The 14,503-nt window shown below is 61.5% G+C and carries 13 protein-coding genes; 4 read left to right on the forward strand and 9 right to left on the reverse strand.

The window, feature by feature from the left end; all coding sequences use genetic code 11:
- Positions 1–193: 193 nt before the first annotated feature.
- Complete coding sequence (locus ACY4LX_RS31925) at positions 194–1,057, reverse strand: LysR family transcriptional regulator (protein ID WP_133835545.1); 864 nt, start codon at positions 1,055–1,057, stop codon at positions 194–196.
- A gap of 16 nt (positions 1,058–1,073) precedes the next feature.
- Entirely contained in the window at positions 1,074–3,359 is a 2,286-nt protein-coding gene (locus tag ACY4LX_RS31930; protein WP_463258771.1) for a heavy metal translocating P-type ATPase, read from the reverse strand.
- An 86-nt stretch (positions 3,360–3,445) separates the two neighbouring features.
- Here ACY4LX_RS31930 and cadR point away from each other — a divergent pair, with 86 nt between their 5' ends.
- Positions 3,446–3,895, forward strand: a complete 450-nt coding sequence (gene cadR, locus ACY4LX_RS31935; protein ID WP_149660288.1) for a Cd(II)/Pb(II)-responsive transcriptional regulator — start codon at positions 3,446–3,448, stop codon at positions 3,893–3,895.
- 182 nt (positions 3,896–4,077) lie between these two features.
- Here cadR and ACY4LX_RS31940 read toward each other — a convergent pair whose 3' ends face one another.
- From ACY4LX_RS31940 to ACY4LX_RS31950, 3 genes are all read right to left on the reverse strand, one after another.
- The gene (locus ACY4LX_RS31940) at positions 4,078–5,049 is read right to left on the reverse strand and encodes a thymidylate synthase (protein ID WP_348133412.1); all 972 of its coding nucleotides are present in this window, start codon (positions 5,047–5,049) and stop codon (positions 4,078–4,080) included.
- 50 nt (positions 5,050–5,099) lie between these two features.
- The gene (lgt, locus tag ACY4LX_RS31945) at positions 5,100–5,906 is read right to left on the reverse strand and encodes a prolipoprotein diacylglyceryl transferase (protein WP_463258772.1); all 807 of its coding nucleotides are present in this window, start codon (positions 5,904–5,906) and stop codon (positions 5,100–5,102) included.
- 74 nt (positions 5,907–5,980) lie between these two features.
- Positions 5,981–6,763, reverse strand: a complete 783-nt coding sequence (locus ACY4LX_RS31950; protein WP_149660286.1) for a sulfite exporter TauE/SafE family protein — start codon at positions 6,761–6,763, stop codon at positions 5,981–5,983.
- Positions 6,764–6,894: 131 nt separating this feature from the next.
- On the opposite strand from ACY4LX_RS31950, the gene ACY4LX_RS31955 reads away from it, so the two are divergent.
- Positions 6,895–7,641, forward strand: coding sequence for an NRDE family protein (locus ACY4LX_RS31955; protein ID WP_348133409.1), 747 nt, complete (start codon positions 6,895–6,897; stop codon positions 7,639–7,641).
- A 122-nt stretch (positions 7,642–7,763) separates the two neighbouring features.
- On the opposite strand, the gene ptsP is transcribed toward ACY4LX_RS31955, so the two are convergent.
- Both ptsP and ACY4LX_RS31965 read right to left on the reverse strand, forming a co-directional pair.
- Entirely contained in the window at positions 7,764–10,043 is a 2,280-nt protein-coding gene (ptsP, locus tag ACY4LX_RS31960) for a phosphoenolpyruvate--protein phosphotransferase (protein WP_149660284.1), read from the reverse strand.
- Between the two features lie 22 nt (positions 10,044–10,065).
- Entirely contained in the window at positions 10,066–10,545 is a 480-nt protein-coding gene (locus ACY4LX_RS31965; protein ID WP_007945562.1) for an RNA pyrophosphohydrolase, read from the reverse strand.
- 143 nt (positions 10,546–10,688) lie between these two features.
- Here ACY4LX_RS31965 and ACY4LX_RS31970 point away from each other — a divergent pair, with 143 nt between their 5' ends.
- The gene (locus ACY4LX_RS31970) at positions 10,689–11,345 is read left to right on the forward strand and encodes a histidinol-phosphatase (protein ID WP_463258773.1); all 657 of its coding nucleotides are present in this window, start codon (positions 10,689–10,691) and stop codon (positions 11,343–11,345) included.
- A 130-nt stretch (positions 11,346–11,475) separates the two neighbouring features.
- Here the strand turns inward: ACY4LX_RS31970 and ACY4LX_RS31975 are convergent, their stop codons facing one another.
- Together ACY4LX_RS31975 and ilvA are read right to left on the reverse strand one after the other, a co-directional pair.
- Positions 11,476–11,901 carry a DUF2269 family protein gene (locus ACY4LX_RS31975; RefSeq protein WP_463258774.1) on the reverse strand — a complete coding sequence of 142 codons (426 nt, stop codon included), beginning with the start codon at positions 11,899–11,901 and terminating at the stop codon, positions 11,476–11,478.
- A gap of 39 nt (positions 11,902–11,940) precedes the next feature.
- The gene (gene ilvA / locus ACY4LX_RS31980; RefSeq protein WP_463258775.1) at positions 11,941–13,455 is read right to left on the reverse strand and encodes a threonine ammonia-lyase, biosynthetic; all 1,515 of its coding nucleotides are present in this window, start codon (positions 13,453–13,455) and stop codon (positions 11,941–11,943) included.
- 301 nt (positions 13,456–13,756) lie between these two features.
- Between ilvA and rpiA the strand changes: the two genes are divergently transcribed.
- Positions 13,757–14,428, forward strand: coding sequence for a ribose-5-phosphate isomerase RpiA (gene rpiA, locus ACY4LX_RS31985; protein WP_463258776.1), 672 nt, complete (start codon positions 13,757–13,759; stop codon positions 14,426–14,428).
- The last annotated feature ends 75 nt before the right edge of the window (positions 14,429–14,503 follow it).

The following is a 14,503-nucleotide window of genomic DNA, read 5'->3' on the forward strand; positions in this document are numbered from 1 at the left end:
CCTAGGTTTGTAATGCGTCCGTCATGTGGCAGTGAGGCAAAAACGGTTGATAGTGGTATTCGGGGATTTTGGTTCACCGCCGATCGTTCCCACGCGGAGCGTGGGAATGCCTCAACGGACGCTCCGCGTTCGGCTCGGGATGGGACGCAGAGCGTCCCGGGCTGCATTCCCACGCGGAGCGTGGGAACGATCATTACGCGGGGGCCATTTCCTGCGCCAACCCCAGAAACGCCGCCGGCAACCGCGCGCCTTTGCGTTCCTTGAGGCAATACAAATACTCGGGAATCTGCGGCGCATTCTCAATCGTCAGCACCCGCAGCTGCGGATCATGGGGTACTTCCTGCCGGGCGATGATGCTGATGCCGATATTGCGCAGCACGGCCTCGCGAATCGACTCGCGGCTGCCAATCTCCAGCAACGGCCCGAAACTCACCCCGGCGCCGGCCAGCAATTCTTCGGTCAACCGCCGAGTGGTCGAACCCGACTCACGCATCAACAACGTATGCCCAGCCAACGCACTGAGCGGCACATGGTCGTGCACCGCCAGCGGATGATTACGGTGCACCGCCAGCACCAATGGGTCGCTGCCGAGCACCCGGCGGATCAGCCGCGCATCGTCCAGCAACTGCGAAGAGGCGGCGACATCGACCCGGTAATCCTCCAGCGCTTCGAGAACTTGCTGGGAGTTGCCGATTTCCACCGACACTTCCACTTGCGGCAAGCGCTCGCGAAAGGTCTTCACCAGATCGAGGATGTAATACGGCGCCGTGGCCGCAATGCGTAAAGTGCCCTGGACCTGGCCGCTGTTGCGCAGGAAAAACTCGATATCGGCTTCCTGCTGCAACAGCGCCTTGACCATCGGCAGTAGCCGCGCGCCTTCGTCACTGACGCTGAGGCGGCGTCCGCCACGGTAGAACAGCTCAACCGAGTACTGGCTTTCCAGATTGCGAATCTGCGTGGTCACGGTGGGTTGGCTCAGGCCGAGCTTCTTCGCCGCCAGGGTAATGCTGCCCAGGCGGGCCACCATGTAAAACGCCTTCAGCTCGGCACTCAGCACACCCTTCCCTCATTGTTTATTTGCGCAACAGGCGCAAACCATTGAACACCACCAACAGGCTCACGCCCATGTCGGCGAACACCGCCATCCACATGGTGGCGATCCCGGCGAAGGTTACCCCAAGAAAGATCGCCTTGATGACCAAAGCGAGGGCGATGTTCTGTTTCAGGATGCTCGAGGTTTGCCGCGACAGGCGAATGAACGCGGGGATCTTGCGCAGATCGTCGTCCATCAGGGCGACATCGGCGGTCTCAATGGCGGTATCGGTGCCCGCCGCAGCCATGGCGAAACCGATTTCCGCCCGGGCCAGCGCCGGGGCGTCGTTGATGCCGTCGCCGACCATGCCGACGTTGTGACCCTGTGCATACAAGGCTTCGATGGCTTGCAGCTTATCGGTCGGCAACAGATCGCCCTTGGCTTCGTCGATGCCCACTTGTGCGGCAATCGCCTGGGCGGTGTGGACGTTGTCGCCGGTGAGCATCAGGGTTTTGATGCCCAGGTCGTGGAGTTGCTGGATCGCTTCGCGGCTGGATTCCTTGACCGTGTCGGCCACGGCGAACAGCGCCAATGGACCGGACTGATCGAGCAGCAGCACCACGGATTTGCCTTGCTTCTCCAGAGCGAACAGTTTCTCTTCCAGTTCTGGCGAGCAGAGGTTGAGCTCTTCCACCAGGCGATGGTTGCCCAAGTGGTAGACCTGACCGTTAACCTCGCCGCGCACACCGCGTCCGGCCAGGGCTTCGAAGTTATCCACAACCTGCGGCGCGAATTGTTTATCCACAGACGCGTTGGCGATGGCCAGCGATACCGGGTGATCGGAGCGGCCAGCCAGCGCCGCCGCAATCGCCGGGGCCGTGTCTGCGGCGGTCGGCACGAGCAACAGGAAATCGGTCTGCACCGGTTTGCCATGGGTGATGGTGCCGGTCTTGTCCAGGGCCAGGTAATCGAGCTTGTAACCGCCCTCCAGATAGACGCCGCCCTTGACCAGGATCCCTTTGCGCGCCGCTGCCGCGAGGCCGCTGACGATGGTCACCGGAGTGGAAATCACCAGCGCACATGGGCAAGCGACCACCAGCAACACCAGCGCCCGGTAAATCCAGTCGAACCACACCGCGCCCATGAACAGCGGCGGGATGACCGCCACGGCCAGGGCGAGGACAAACACCGCCGGGGTGTAGATTTTCGAGAATTGATCGACGAAGCGCTGGGTCGGTGCCCGGGCGCCTTGGGCCTGCTCCACGGCGTGGATGATCCGCGCCAGGGTCGAGTTGTTGGCGGCAGCGGTCACCGTGTATTCCAGAGAGCCCGCCTGGTTGATGGTGCCGGCGAAGACTTTATCGCCCACCGTTTTCTCGATCGGCAGGCTTTCGCCGGTGATCGGCGCCTGATCGATGGTGGACGTGCCAGACACGACTTCACCGTCGAGACCAATTCGCTCGCCCGGTCGCACCCGCACCCGCGCGCCCAGTTCGATGCTTTTAACGTCCTGTTCGACCCAACTGCCATCAGCCTGCTGCACCGTGGCCTGTTCCGGGGTCATCTGCATCAGCCCGCCGATGGCGTTGCGCGCACGGTCCAGGGACTTGGCTTCGATCAACTCGGCCACGGTGAAAAGGAACATCACCATGGCCGCTTCCGGCCACTGGCCGATCAGGATCGCGCCGGTCACCGCGATGCTCATCAGCGCGTTGATGTTCAGGTTGAGGTTCTTGAGGGCGATCCAGCCTTTTTTGTAAGTGGTCAGGCCGCCACTGAGGATCGACACCAGCGCAATGATGGCCACCACCCAGTTCGGCGCGGCGTTGGTGAAGTGGATCACTTCAGCCGCCAGGGCACCCACGCCGGACAGCGCCAATGGCCACCAGTGCTTCTTCTCGGCGACCGGCGCAGGGGCTTCAACACCTTTTTCCAACGGCTCGGCCACCATGCCCAGCGACTTGATCGCGTCGATGATCGGTGCGGTGCTCGGCAGGTCGTGGGTCACGCCCAGTACCCGGTTGATCAGGTTGAACTCCAACTGCTGGATGCCGGTCAATTTTCCAAGCTTGTTCTGAATCAGCGTTTGCTCGGTCGGGCAGTCCATGGCATCGATGCGGAAACTGCTCAGCCGCGCGCCGTCGGTCGAGGTTTCGCTTAACTTGATCAGCGATGGCGCTGCCGCTTTCGACGAACAGCAGGAATCGCCATGGCCGCCATGGGCGTGCTTTTGCACAGGCTGCAGCTTGTGGCTGTGATCATGATCGTGATCGTGATCGTGATCGTGATCAGCCTCGGGTTTGTGGGTGTGAAGGGAATCGCTCATCGGGTCGCGTCCATGAAAGGTGCCTGTTGCCAAGTAAAGACCCTGTAGCCACTATAGGGTCAAGCAACCTTTTGGAGATTGTCGCGATGAAGATCGGAGAACTGGCCAAACTGACCGACTGCGCGGTGGAAACCATCCGTTATTACGAGCGCGAAAGCCTGCTGCCAGAGCCCGCCCGCAGCGACGGCAACTACCGCGTCTACACCCAGGCCCACGCCGAACGCCTGACGTTTATCCGCAACTGCCGCACCCTCGACATGACCCTCGAAGAAATCCGCAGCCTGCTGACCCTGCGCGACAGCCCGCAGGATCAGTGTGAAAACGTGAATGCGCTGATCGACGAACACATCCACCACGTCAAGGCACGGATCGACGGCTTGCTGGCCTTGCAGACACAACTGCTCGACCTGCGCCAACGTTGTGGTGAAGGGCCGAATGTCGATCATTGTGGGATTTTGCAGCGGTTGGAAGTGAGTGGCGGGGTGGTGGCGACGGAGGTTGAGCATTCCCATGTAGGCCGCAGTCACGGCCATTAAACACACCGCATAACCCGGCCTGATCGTTCCCACGCTCCGCGTGGGAATGCCGCCATGGACGCTCCGCGTCCACTGTGACGCAGAGCGTCACGGGATTCATTCCCACGCAGAGCGTGGGAACGATCATCGCATTTCCCTGTAGGAGCGAGGCTTGCCCGCGAACACCGCGAAGCGGTGCCTGATTAGACCGCCATCGGCGCGGTCATCGGCGCGTGGTGCTGATAACCCTCAAGCGAGAAATCGCTCGGTTCGATCAGCTCCAGCCATTCCGGCTGATACACACCCGTCTCGGCAAACGCCGGCACACGATCACTGATTACCAGTTTTGGCATCGGGAATGGCTCGCGCTTGAGCTGTTCATTCAGCATGTCCAGGTGGTTTTCGTAGACGTGCGCATCGCCGATGAAATAGGTGAACCAGCGCGGCGTGTAGCCGGTCAGGCGCCCGATCAGGCTCAGCAGCGCGGCGCCTTCGGTGAGGTTGAACGGCGTGCCCAGGCCCAAATCATTGGAACGGATGTAGAGGGTCAGGGAGATTTCCTTGGTCTCGACATTCGGGTGAAACTGGTACAGCAAGTGGCACGGCGGCAGGGCCATTTCATCGAGCTGGGCAACGTTCCAGCCGTGGAACAGGATGCGGCGGCTGCCCGGGTCTTTAATGATCGTGTCGACGCACTGACGAATCTGGTCGATCGCCTTGTACAGCACCACGTAGGCCTGGCCGTCTTCTTCGCCTTCGGCAATCTGCCGATAGCCCTGGCTCAAGGTCTGCTCGATGGCGGCGGTGTTGCTGACCGGGATCTGCTTGTACGCCGGCCATTTGCGCCATTGCACGCCGTAGATCTCGCCGAGGTCGTCTTCGCCCTGACGGAACGGGTTGGCCAGCCACTGCGCGTTTTCGTTGGCGTTCTGGTCCCAGACCTTGCAGCCCAGGGCGCGGAATTCGGCGGCGTTGTTCACGCCACGCAGGAAACCGCACATCTCGCCGATGGCCGATTTGAAAGCCATTTTGCGGGTGGTGATCGCCGGGAAACCTTCCTTCAGGTCATAGCGCAGCATCGCGCCAGGGAAGCTGATGGTGTTCACGCCAGTGCGGTTGGCTTGCTTGGTGCCGTTCTTGATGACGTGGGCCACCAGATCGAGATATTGCTTCATGAGTTACCTGTGTCCTTGAACCCGGGAGCCGTCGCCCCCGGGATTCGAATTTATACGGCCGCCGCTGGCGCTGCCGGGGCGCGATGATACGCCAGCCAGATCAGGAACAGACCGGCGAGCACCATCGGTACGCACAGCACCTGACCCATGGTCAGCCAGCCCCAGGCCAGATAGCCCAGTTGCGCGTCCGGCACACGGACGAATTCGACGATGAAACGGAAGATGCCGTAGAACAGCGTGAACATCCCGGACACCGCCATGGTTGGCCGTGGCTTGCGCGAGAAGATCCACAAGATCAGGAACAGCGCCACGCCTTCCAGCGCGAACTGATACAGCTGCGAAGGATGACGTGCCAGCTGCGCCGGATCGGTCGGGAAGACCATCGCCCACGCCACATCGGTCGGCTTGCCCCACAACTCGGCGTTGATGAAGTTACCGATGCGCCCGGCACCCAGGCCGATCGGCACCATCGGTGCAACGAAGTCCATCAACTGGAAGAACGACTTGTTGTTCTTCTTGCCGAACCACAACGCCGCCAGCATCACGCCGATAAACCCGCCGTGGAACGACATGCCGCCCTTCCACACTTCGAGAATCAGCATCGGGTTGGCCAGGTACGCGCTCAGGTCGTAGAACAGCACGTAGCCCAGGCGGCCGCCGACAATCACCCCCATCGACATCCAGAAGACCATGTCGGAGAGTTTCTCCTTGCTCCAGGTCGGGTCGAAGCGGTTCAGGCGACGGGACGCCAGCAGCCAGGCGCCGCCGATGCCGATCAGGTACATCAGGCCGTACCAGTGGATTTTCAGCGGACCGATGGCCAGGGCCACCGGGTCGATCTGCGGGTAAGGCAGCATTGCGACTCCTCGTTAGAGTTGAAACCTTCAAAATTCCCGGGGGACGTTGCCACCTCAGGATTAAGCCGGGATTGTCAGAGCAGGAAATTCAGGCCGACGCACAACAGCAAAGCGGCGAACAGTCTTTTGAGCAAGCGCGGCGACAAATTGTGCGCCAGTCGCGCGCCGAAGCGGGCGAAGAACATGCTGGTCAGGGCGATCCCCAGCAGCGCCGGCAAATAAATAAAACCGAGACTATGGGCCGGCAACAATGGATCGTGCCAGCCCAGAATCATGAAACTTAATGCACTTGCCAGAGCGATGGGCAGCCCGCAGGCCGATGACGTGGCCACCGCCTGCTGCATCGGCACGCTGCGCCAGGTCAGGAACGGCACCGTCAACGACCCGCCGCCAATCCCGAAAATCGCCGAGGCCCAGCCAATCACACTGCCGGCCACGGTCAGACCGACTTTGCCCGGCACCGTTCGGCTGGCCTTGGGTTTGAAGTCCAAAGCGAGCTGCGCGGCGACGATCAGCGCGAAGACGCCGATGATCTTCTGCAAATGCGGGCCGGAGATCGCTTCGGCGGTCAGCGCACCGAAACCGGCGCCGATCAGGATGCCGAGGGTCATCCAGGCAAAGATCGGCCAACGCACGGCGCCGCGACGGTGATGCTCGCGGATTGCATTGACCGAAGTAAAAATGATCGTCGCCAGGGACGTGCCGACGGCCAGGTGCGTGAGGATCGACGGATCGAAGCCCTGCAACTTGAAGCTGAAGACCAGCACCGGGACGATAATGATCCCGCCGCCGACGCCAAACAACCCGGCCAGCACGCCTGCACAGGCGCCCAGCGCCAGGTAGAGCAGAAATTCCATGGCCGTAGTCCACGCATCCCGAAAATAGGAGCGGCATGGTAACGGATGCATGGCCTCAAGCTCTACTGGATGGCGATGGATGCGCGCGCAATGTCTGCGTAGAGTGAGCAAAAACACACAAGGACCACCTTATGTGCCTGATTGTTTTCGCTTGGCGACCGGGCCACGCCCAGCCGCTGATCGTGGCGGCCAACCGCGACGAATTCTATGCACGGCCCACCCAGCCCCTGGCGCAATGGGCCGATGCACCTCATGTCCATGCCGGTCGGGATCTGGAAGCGGGCGGTACCTGGCTCGGTATCGGTGCCAATGGGCGCTTTGCCGCGCTGACCAATATCCGCAAACCCGATCAACCAGCGTCACCGAAATCACGGGGTGAACTGGTCGCAGGATTTCTCAGCGGCGAGATGTCGATTGATGACTATTTAAGCGACGTTGTCGCCCGTTCGGCGGAATACGCCGGGTTTAACCTGCTGGTCGGCAATTCCAACGAGCTGTGGCACTTCAATGCTTGGGATACCGAGGCGGTGATGCTGGCGCCCGGGGTTTATGGGCTGTCGAACGCGGGGCTGGATACGCCGTGGCCCAAGGTGCTCAAGGCCAAGGCTGCATTGAGCGAACTACTGGATGATCCGCAACCTGCGGCGTTGCTGGCGATTTTGGCGGACTCGGCAACGGCGCCGCTCACGGAGCTGCCGGATACCGGGGTTGGATTGGCCACCGAGACGTTGTTGTCGAGTGTGTTTATTGCCAGCCCGACGTATGGGACCCGGGCGAGTACGGCGTTGATTGTTTCGGCGGATGGGACGCGGGTGATGGTCGAAAGGAGTTTCGGGCCGTATGGCGGGCATTTGGGGGAAGTGGAGATCAGGGTTTAGATTGCGGTGATTGTGCCGACGCCTTCGCGGGCAAGCCTCGCTCCTACAGGTGATTTGCGATATCCGCGAACAACACCAGACCTGTAGGAGCGAGGCTTGCCCGCGAAGGGGCCATCAGCCTTTCAGAGGGTCTTGACCGAAGCCGGATTGATCATCCGCGCCAACCCAAGGTTCTTCAGCGCCAATTGCAGCGAGCTGTGGATAACTTGCGGGTTGTCGATGGTCATCAACTCCGCCAGTAATTCCTTGGCCTTGCTCAGGTTGATCTGACGCAGCATCCACTTCACTTTCGGCAAGTTGGTGGCGTTCATCGACAGGCTGTCGAAGCCCATCGCCATCAACAGCACCGCCGCTGCCGGGTCGCCGGCCATCTCGCCGCAGATACTCACTGGCTTGCCTTCGGCATGGGCGTCACGCACGACGTTCTGCAGGGCTTGCAGCACCGCCGGGTGCAGGTAGTCGTAAAGGTCGGCCACCCGCGGGTTATTGCGGTCCACGGCCAGCAGGTACTGAGTCAGGTCGTTGGAGCCGACCGACAGGAAGTCCACCATCCGCGCCAGTTCCTTGGTCTGGTACACCGCCGCCGGAATCTCGATCATCACCCCAATCGGCGGCATCGGCACGTCAGTGCCTTCGTCGCGGACTTCGCCCCAGGCCCGGTGGATCAGGTGCAGGGCTTCTTCGAGTTCGTGGATGCCGGAGATCATCGGCAGCAGGATCCGCAGGTTGTTCAAGCCTTCGCTGGCCTTGAGCATGGCGCGGGTCTGGACCAGGAAGATTTCCGGGTGGTCGAGGGTGACGCGAATGCCGCGCCAGCCGAGGAACGGGTTGTCTTCCTTGATCGGGAAGTACGACAGCGACTTGTCGCCGCCGATGTCCAGGCTGCGCATGGTCACCGGTTGCGGGTGGAACGCGGCGAGCTGCTCGCGATAGATCGCCAGTTGCTCTTTTTCGCTCGGGAAGCGCTGGTTGATCATGAACGGCACTTCGGTGCGGTACAGGCCAACGCCTTCGGCGCCACGCTTCTGCGCCCGCGCCACGTCCGCCAGCAGGCCGGTGTTGACCCACAGCGGCATGCGGTGGCCGTCGAGGGTCACGCACGGCAAGTCCCGCAGCTTATCCAGCCCCAGGGACAGTTGTTTCTCTTCCTCGACCACTTCGGCGAACTGCTTGCGCAGTACGTCACTCGGGTTGGTGTAAACCTCGCCGTGGTAGCCGTCGACGATCATCTGGATGCCGTCGACCTTGGAATACGGCAGATCGACCAGGCCCATCACCGTCGGAATACCCATGGCACGGGCCAGGATTGCAACGTGGGAGTTACCGGAGCCGAGTACCGACACCAAACCCACCAGCTTGCCTTCCGGCACCTCGCCGAGCATCGCCGGCGTCAGTTCTTCGCTGATCAGAATGGTGTTGTCGGGGTAGACCAGGGTCTGCTGACGCTCTTCCTGCAAGTAAGCCAGCAAGCGCCGGCCCAGGTCCTTGACGTCGGAGGCGCGCTCACGCAGGTAGGCGTCGTCCATCAATTCGAAACGGTTGACGTGCTCGGTGACCACCTGGCGCAACGCGCCCTGGGCCCACTGGCCGGTCTTGATCACCGTGGTGATTTCGCTGCCCAGGGAGGCATCGTCGAGCATCATCAGGTAGACGTCGAACAGCGCGCGCTCTTCCGGCCGCAGCTGGGTCGCGAGCTTGGCGGACAAGGCGCGCATGTCGGCGCGCACGCCTTCGATGGCGGTCTTGAACAGCCCGAGTTCGGCGTTGATGTCGGTGATGGTCTTGTCCGGCACCACGTCCAGGTCGGCGGGTGGCAGCATGACCACCGCGGTCCCGACCGCCGCACCCGGCGAACCCGGCACGCCGACGAACTTGGCTTCCTGGATGCCTTTGCCCTGGCGGCCCAGGCCACGGATCGAACCGGTGGCCTCGGCGTGGGCGATAACGCCCGCCAGTTGCGCGCTCATGGTCACGAGGAAGGCTTCTTCACCTTCATCGAACTGGCGGCGTTCTTTTTGCTGAATGACCAACACGCCGACGACGCGACGGTGGTGAATGATCGGCGCCCCGAGGAATGAGGCGTAGCGTTCTTCACCGGTCTCGGCGAAGTAACGGTAGCGCGGGTGATCCGCGGCGTTTTCGAGGTTCAGGGGTTCTTCACGCGTGCCGACCAGGCCAACCAGACCTTCGTTGGGCGCCATGCTGACTTTGCCGATCGAGCGCTTGTTCAAGCCCTCGGTGGCCATCAGTACGAAGCGGTTGGTTTCCGGATCAAGCAGGTAGACCGAGCAGACCTGGCTGCCCATGGCCTCTTTGACGCGCAACACAATAATCCCCAACGCCGCCTTGAGATCCTTGGCGGAGTTAACTTCCTGGACGATCTTGCGCAGCGTATTGAGCATGGCTCGGGGTCGAACTCCGTCGTCAGTCGCGCGTTAAAAGGCGCGGGGCAAGCTCTTTGAGAGCGCGTCGATACACCTCGCGCTTGAATGTCACCACCTGGCCCAACGGATACCAATAACTGACCCAGCGCCAGCCATCGAATTCCGGTTTACCGGTCAAATCCATCCGCACCCGCTGCTCGTTGGAGATCAGGCGCAGGAGAAACCATTTCTGTTTCTGGCCGATGCACAGCGGTTGGCTGTGGGTACGGACCAGACGTTGCGGCAAACGATAGCGCAACCAGCCCCGGGTGCAGGCGAGAATTTCAACATCTTCGCGCTCAAGACCCACTTCTTCGTTCAACTCGCGATACAAGGCGTCTTCCGGCGTCTCCTGGGGGTTGATTCCGCCCTGTGGAAACTGCCAGGCATCTTGATTGATACGGCGAGCCCATAGCACCTGGCCGGCATCATTCGTGAGAATGATCCCGACATTGGGGCGGAAACCATCGGGGTCGATCACGGCAACAACCTCGCAAACGCATGTCGCCGCATTGTTCCACAAAGGTTGTGAAGGCAGCAACGAGCCGGCCCACCTTATGTGCACTCTTGTGAAAAGTACGTATTCTGGGCGCCTTTCTACAGACTTTTCAGCGAGTAACTGCAATGCGCCTGGCTTTATTCGACTTGGACAACACGCTTTTGGGCGGCGACAGCGACCACGCCTGGGGCGATTACCTGTGCGAACGCGGCTTTCTCGATGCCGTGACGTACAAGGCACGCAACGACGAGTTCTATCAGGATTACCTCGCGGGCAAGCTGGATAACGCCGAGTACCTGAACTTTTGCCTGGAAATCCTCGGCCGCACCGAGATGGCCACCCTGGATCAATGGCATCTGGACTACATGCGCGACTGCATCGAACCGATCGTGTTGCCCAAGGCCCTGGCCCTGCTGGCCAAACACCGCGAAGCCGGCGACAAACTGGTGATCATCACCGCCACCAACCGTTTCGTCACCGGGCCGATTGCCCGGCGCCTGGGCGTCGACACCCTGATCGCCACCGAATGCGAAATGATCGAAGGCCGCTACACCGGGCGCAGCACCGACATTCCGTGCTTCCGTGAAGGCAAGGTCACGCGCTTGAGTCGCTGGCTGGAAGAAACCGGGCATTCGCTGGAAGACAGCTATTTCTATAGCGATTCGATGAATGATTTGCCGTTGCTGGAGCAGGTGACGCATCCGGTCGCGGTGGACCCTGATCCGAATCTGCGGGCTGAAGCCGAGAAGCGCGGTTGGCCGGTGATGACTCTGCGCGACTGATATCGCCTTCGCGGCCTCGCTCCTACAGGATTTGTGTTGCGCGCCGGAAATGGACACGGCGCATAAACCGCAGGAGCGAGCGGTGCGACGATTCGACTTGCCCGCGAAGGGGCCGACTCGGTCAAAAGCCTTAAACCGGTTTCGCGCCCATCAAACCCGCAATCGCGATCAAGCAGACAAAACTGAACAACGCCAACGCAAAGGTAAACTTCCCCACGCCACCCGGCGCCTTGCGCAGCTTGTTCAGCCGCACCAGCAGCCAGAACCACGCCAGCGCCGCCAGGGTGTAGAGCACGCTCGACGCCAGAATCCAGGTCTGCCCCAGCGGCCAGCCCACCAGATGCACCATCCACCAACCGGTGAACGGCATACTCAGCAAGGCCAGGCCCATCAGCAGCCAGACGAACACCCGTGGCCGTTGCAGCGTGCGACTGCCCGCCGTGGCATCACCCTTACGCCGCGCAAGCCCGACCCAGATCGCCAGGCCCAATGCGCTGGCCAGCAGCAACACCGTCGCCACCACATGCGCCACTTTGAGGGCGGTTAATGTTTCCATGGTTCGATTTCCTTATGACGTGCCCATCAGCGTAGCCGCTCAGCCGAGAAACAGTTTGTAGGCCGGGTTGTCGCTTTCATCCCAGTACGGGTAGCCGATTTCTTCCAGCGCTGCGGGCACCAGATGACGTTCGTCGTGGGGCACTTGCAGGCCGGCGACTACCCGGCCATCCGCCGCGCCGTGGTTGCGGTAGTGGAACATCGAGATGTTCCAGCGCCCGCCGAGTTTGTTGAGGAAGTTGAACAGCGCTCCCGGACGTTCCGGGAACTCAAAGCGCAGCACCACTTCATCGACAACCTGGGCCGCACGGCCACCGACCATATGGCGGATGTGCAGCTTGGCCAGTTCGTTGTCGGTCAGGTCCAACACCGGAAAGCCCTGTTCGCTCAGGCTGGTGATCAACGCGCTGCGCGGATCGGTGTCCGGGTGCGTCTGTACGCCAACGAAGATGTGCGCTTCGCTGCCGGTGTTGTAGCGGTAGTTGAATTCGGTGATCTGGCGTTTGCCGACGGCTTCGCAGAAGGCTTTGAAGCTGCCCGGTTTCTCGGGGATGGTCACGGCGATGATGGCTTCGCGGCCCTCGCCCAGCTCGGCGCGCTCGGCAACGTGGCGCAGGCGGTCGAAGTTGACGTTGGCGCCGGAGTCGATGGCCACGAACGTGTGCCCGGTGACGCCGCGTTGCTCGACGTACTTCTTGATCCCGGCCACGCCCAGGGCGCCGGCAGGTTCGGTGATCGAGCGGGTATCGTCGTAGATGTCCTTGATCGCCGCGCAGATTTCATCGGTGCTGACGGTGATCACTTCATCGACATAGTGTTTGCAGATATCAAAGGTGTGCTGGCCAATCTGCGCCACGGCCACACCGTCGGCGAAGATGCCCACGGTCGGCAGAATCACCCGTTCGCCAGCGGCCATGGCGGCTTGCAGGCAGTTGGAGTCATCCGGCTCGACGCCGATGATCTTGATTTCCGGGCGCAGGTATTTCACGTAAGCGGCGATGCCAGCGATCAAGCCGCCGCCGCCCACCGGGACGAAAATCGCGTCGAGACGGCCCGGGTGCTGGCGCAGAATCTCCATCGCCACTGTGCCCTGCCCGGCAATGGTGTGGGGATCGTCGTAGGGGTGGATGTAGACGTAGCCTTTTTCGTCGACCAGTTTCAGCGAGTAGGCCAGGGCTTCCGGGAACGAATCGCCGTGCAGCACCACTTTGCCGCCACGGGAACGCACGCCTTCGACCTTGATCTCGGGGGTGGTCTTGGGCATCACGATGGTGGCTTTCACGCCCAACACCTTGGCCGCCAGGGCCAGGCCTTGAGCATGGTTGCCCGCCGATGCGGTAACCACACCGCGCGCCCGTTCTTCATCGCTCAGCTGCGTCAGCTTGTTGTAAGCGCCGCGAATCTTGAACGAGAACACGGGCTGCAAGTCTTCGCGCTTGAGCCAAATACTGTTGCCCAGCCGCTCGGAGAGCTGGCGAGCAGTCTGCAATGGGGTTTCTACGGCAACGTCATAAACGCGCGAGGTGAGGATCTTCTTGACGTACTGTTCGAGCATCGGAAAGCATCACTGAGCGGGTTGGGCAGGGCCAAGGAGTCTAACCCGGCTTTCGCCTGAGCGACCACACTAAACGGGTGGTTTTACCTCTCCCGAACAGATCTCGGACCTGTAGGAGCGAGGCTTGCCCGCGAAAGCGATCTTACTGCCAACATTTATGCTGGATGTGACGGCCTCTTCGCGGGCAAGCCTCGCTCCTACAGGTAACCGTCGCGGCCTGCCAATCGGCCAATGACCTTCCCCGCCCCGAAGCCTATAATGCCGGCCTTTCCGTTCTCCCCTTGCCCGCTTCGGAGCCCGCATGACCCAGGATCAACTCAAACAGGCAGTGGCCCAGGCCGCCGTCGACTTCATCCTCCCGAAACTCGACGACAAGAGCGTCGTCGGTGTCGGCACCGGCTCCACCGCCAACTGCTTCATCGATGCACTGGCCAAGCACAAGGGCGCGTTCGATGGCGCGGTCGCCAGCTCCGAAGCCACCGCCGCGCGCCTCAAGGGCCACGGTATTCCGGTGTATGAGCTGAACACGGTCAGCGACCTGGAGTTCTACGTCGACGGTGCCGACGAAAGCGACGAGCACCTGAACCTGATCAAGGGCGGCGGCGCGGCCCTGACCCGCGAGAAGATCGTTGCGGCCGTGGCCAAGACTTTCATCTGCATCGCCGATGGCAGCAAACTGGTGCCGTTGCTCGGTGCGTTCCCGCTGCCGGTGGAAGTCATCCCGATGGCCCGCAGCCACGTGGCCCGCGAGCTGGTGAAACTGGGCGGCGACCCGGTTTACCGCGAAGGCGTGCTGACCGACAACGGCAACATCATCCTCGACGTGTTCAACATGCAGATCACCAACCCGGTGGAGCTGGAGACGCAGATCAATGCGATCGTCGGCGTGGTTACCAATGGCCTGTTCGCGGCGCGTCCGGCGGATTTGCTGTTGTTGGGTACCCCTGAAGGCGTAAAAACCCTCAAGGCCTGACGCGTTACCCTGTAGGAGCGAAGCTTGCTCGCGAAGAGGCCATAACAGTCGACTGAGATGTTGAAAGTTACGGCC

The sequence above is a fragment of the Pseudomonas sp. Emmai genome, from assembly GCF_055179735.1.

What these genes read in the sequence shown, in the direction of transcription:
- lgt (WP_463258772.1), bottom strand. Translation starts at nt 5,906, where the DNA reads ATGCTGCCTTACCCGCAGATCGACCCGGTGGCCCTGGCCATCGGTCCG.
- ilvA (WP_463258775.1), bottom strand. Translation starts at nt 13,455, where the DNA reads ATGCTCGAACAGTACGTCAAGAAGATCCTCACCTCGCGCGTTTATGAC.
- ACY4LX_RS31955 (WP_348133409.1), top strand. Translation starts at nt 6,895, where the DNA reads ATGTGCCTGATTGTTTTCGCTTGGCGACCGGGCCACGCCCAGCCGCTG.
- ACY4LX_RS31975 (WP_463258774.1), bottom strand. Translation starts at nt 11,901, where the DNA reads ATGGAAACATTAACCGCCCTCAAAGTGGCGCATGTGGTGGCGACGGTG.
- rpiA (WP_463258776.1), top strand. Translation starts at nt 13,757, where the DNA reads ATGACCCAGGATCAACTCAAACAGGCAGTGGCCCAGGCCGCCGTCGAC.
- ptsP (WP_149660284.1), bottom strand. Translation starts at nt 10,043, where the DNA reads ATGCTCAATACGCTGCGCAAGATCGTCCAGGAAGTTAACTCCGCCAAG.
- ACY4LX_RS31950 (WP_149660286.1), bottom strand. Translation starts at nt 6,763, where the DNA reads ATGGAATTTCTGCTCTACCTGGCGCTGGGCGCCTGTGCAGGCGTGCTG.
- ACY4LX_RS31940 (WP_348133412.1), bottom strand. Translation starts at nt 5,049, where the DNA reads ATGAAGCAATATCTCGATCTGGTGGCCCACGTCATCAAGAACGGCACC.
- ACY4LX_RS31970 (WP_463258773.1), top strand. Translation starts at nt 10,689, where the DNA reads ATGCGCCTGGCTTTATTCGACTTGGACAACACGCTTTTGGGCGGCGAC.
- ACY4LX_RS31930 (WP_463258771.1), bottom strand. Translation starts at nt 3,359, where the DNA reads ATGAGCGATTCCCTTCACACCCACAAACCCGAGGCTGATCACGATCAC.
- cadR (WP_149660288.1), top strand. Translation starts at nt 3,446, where the DNA reads ATGAAGATCGGAGAACTGGCCAAACTGACCGACTGCGCGGTGGAAACC.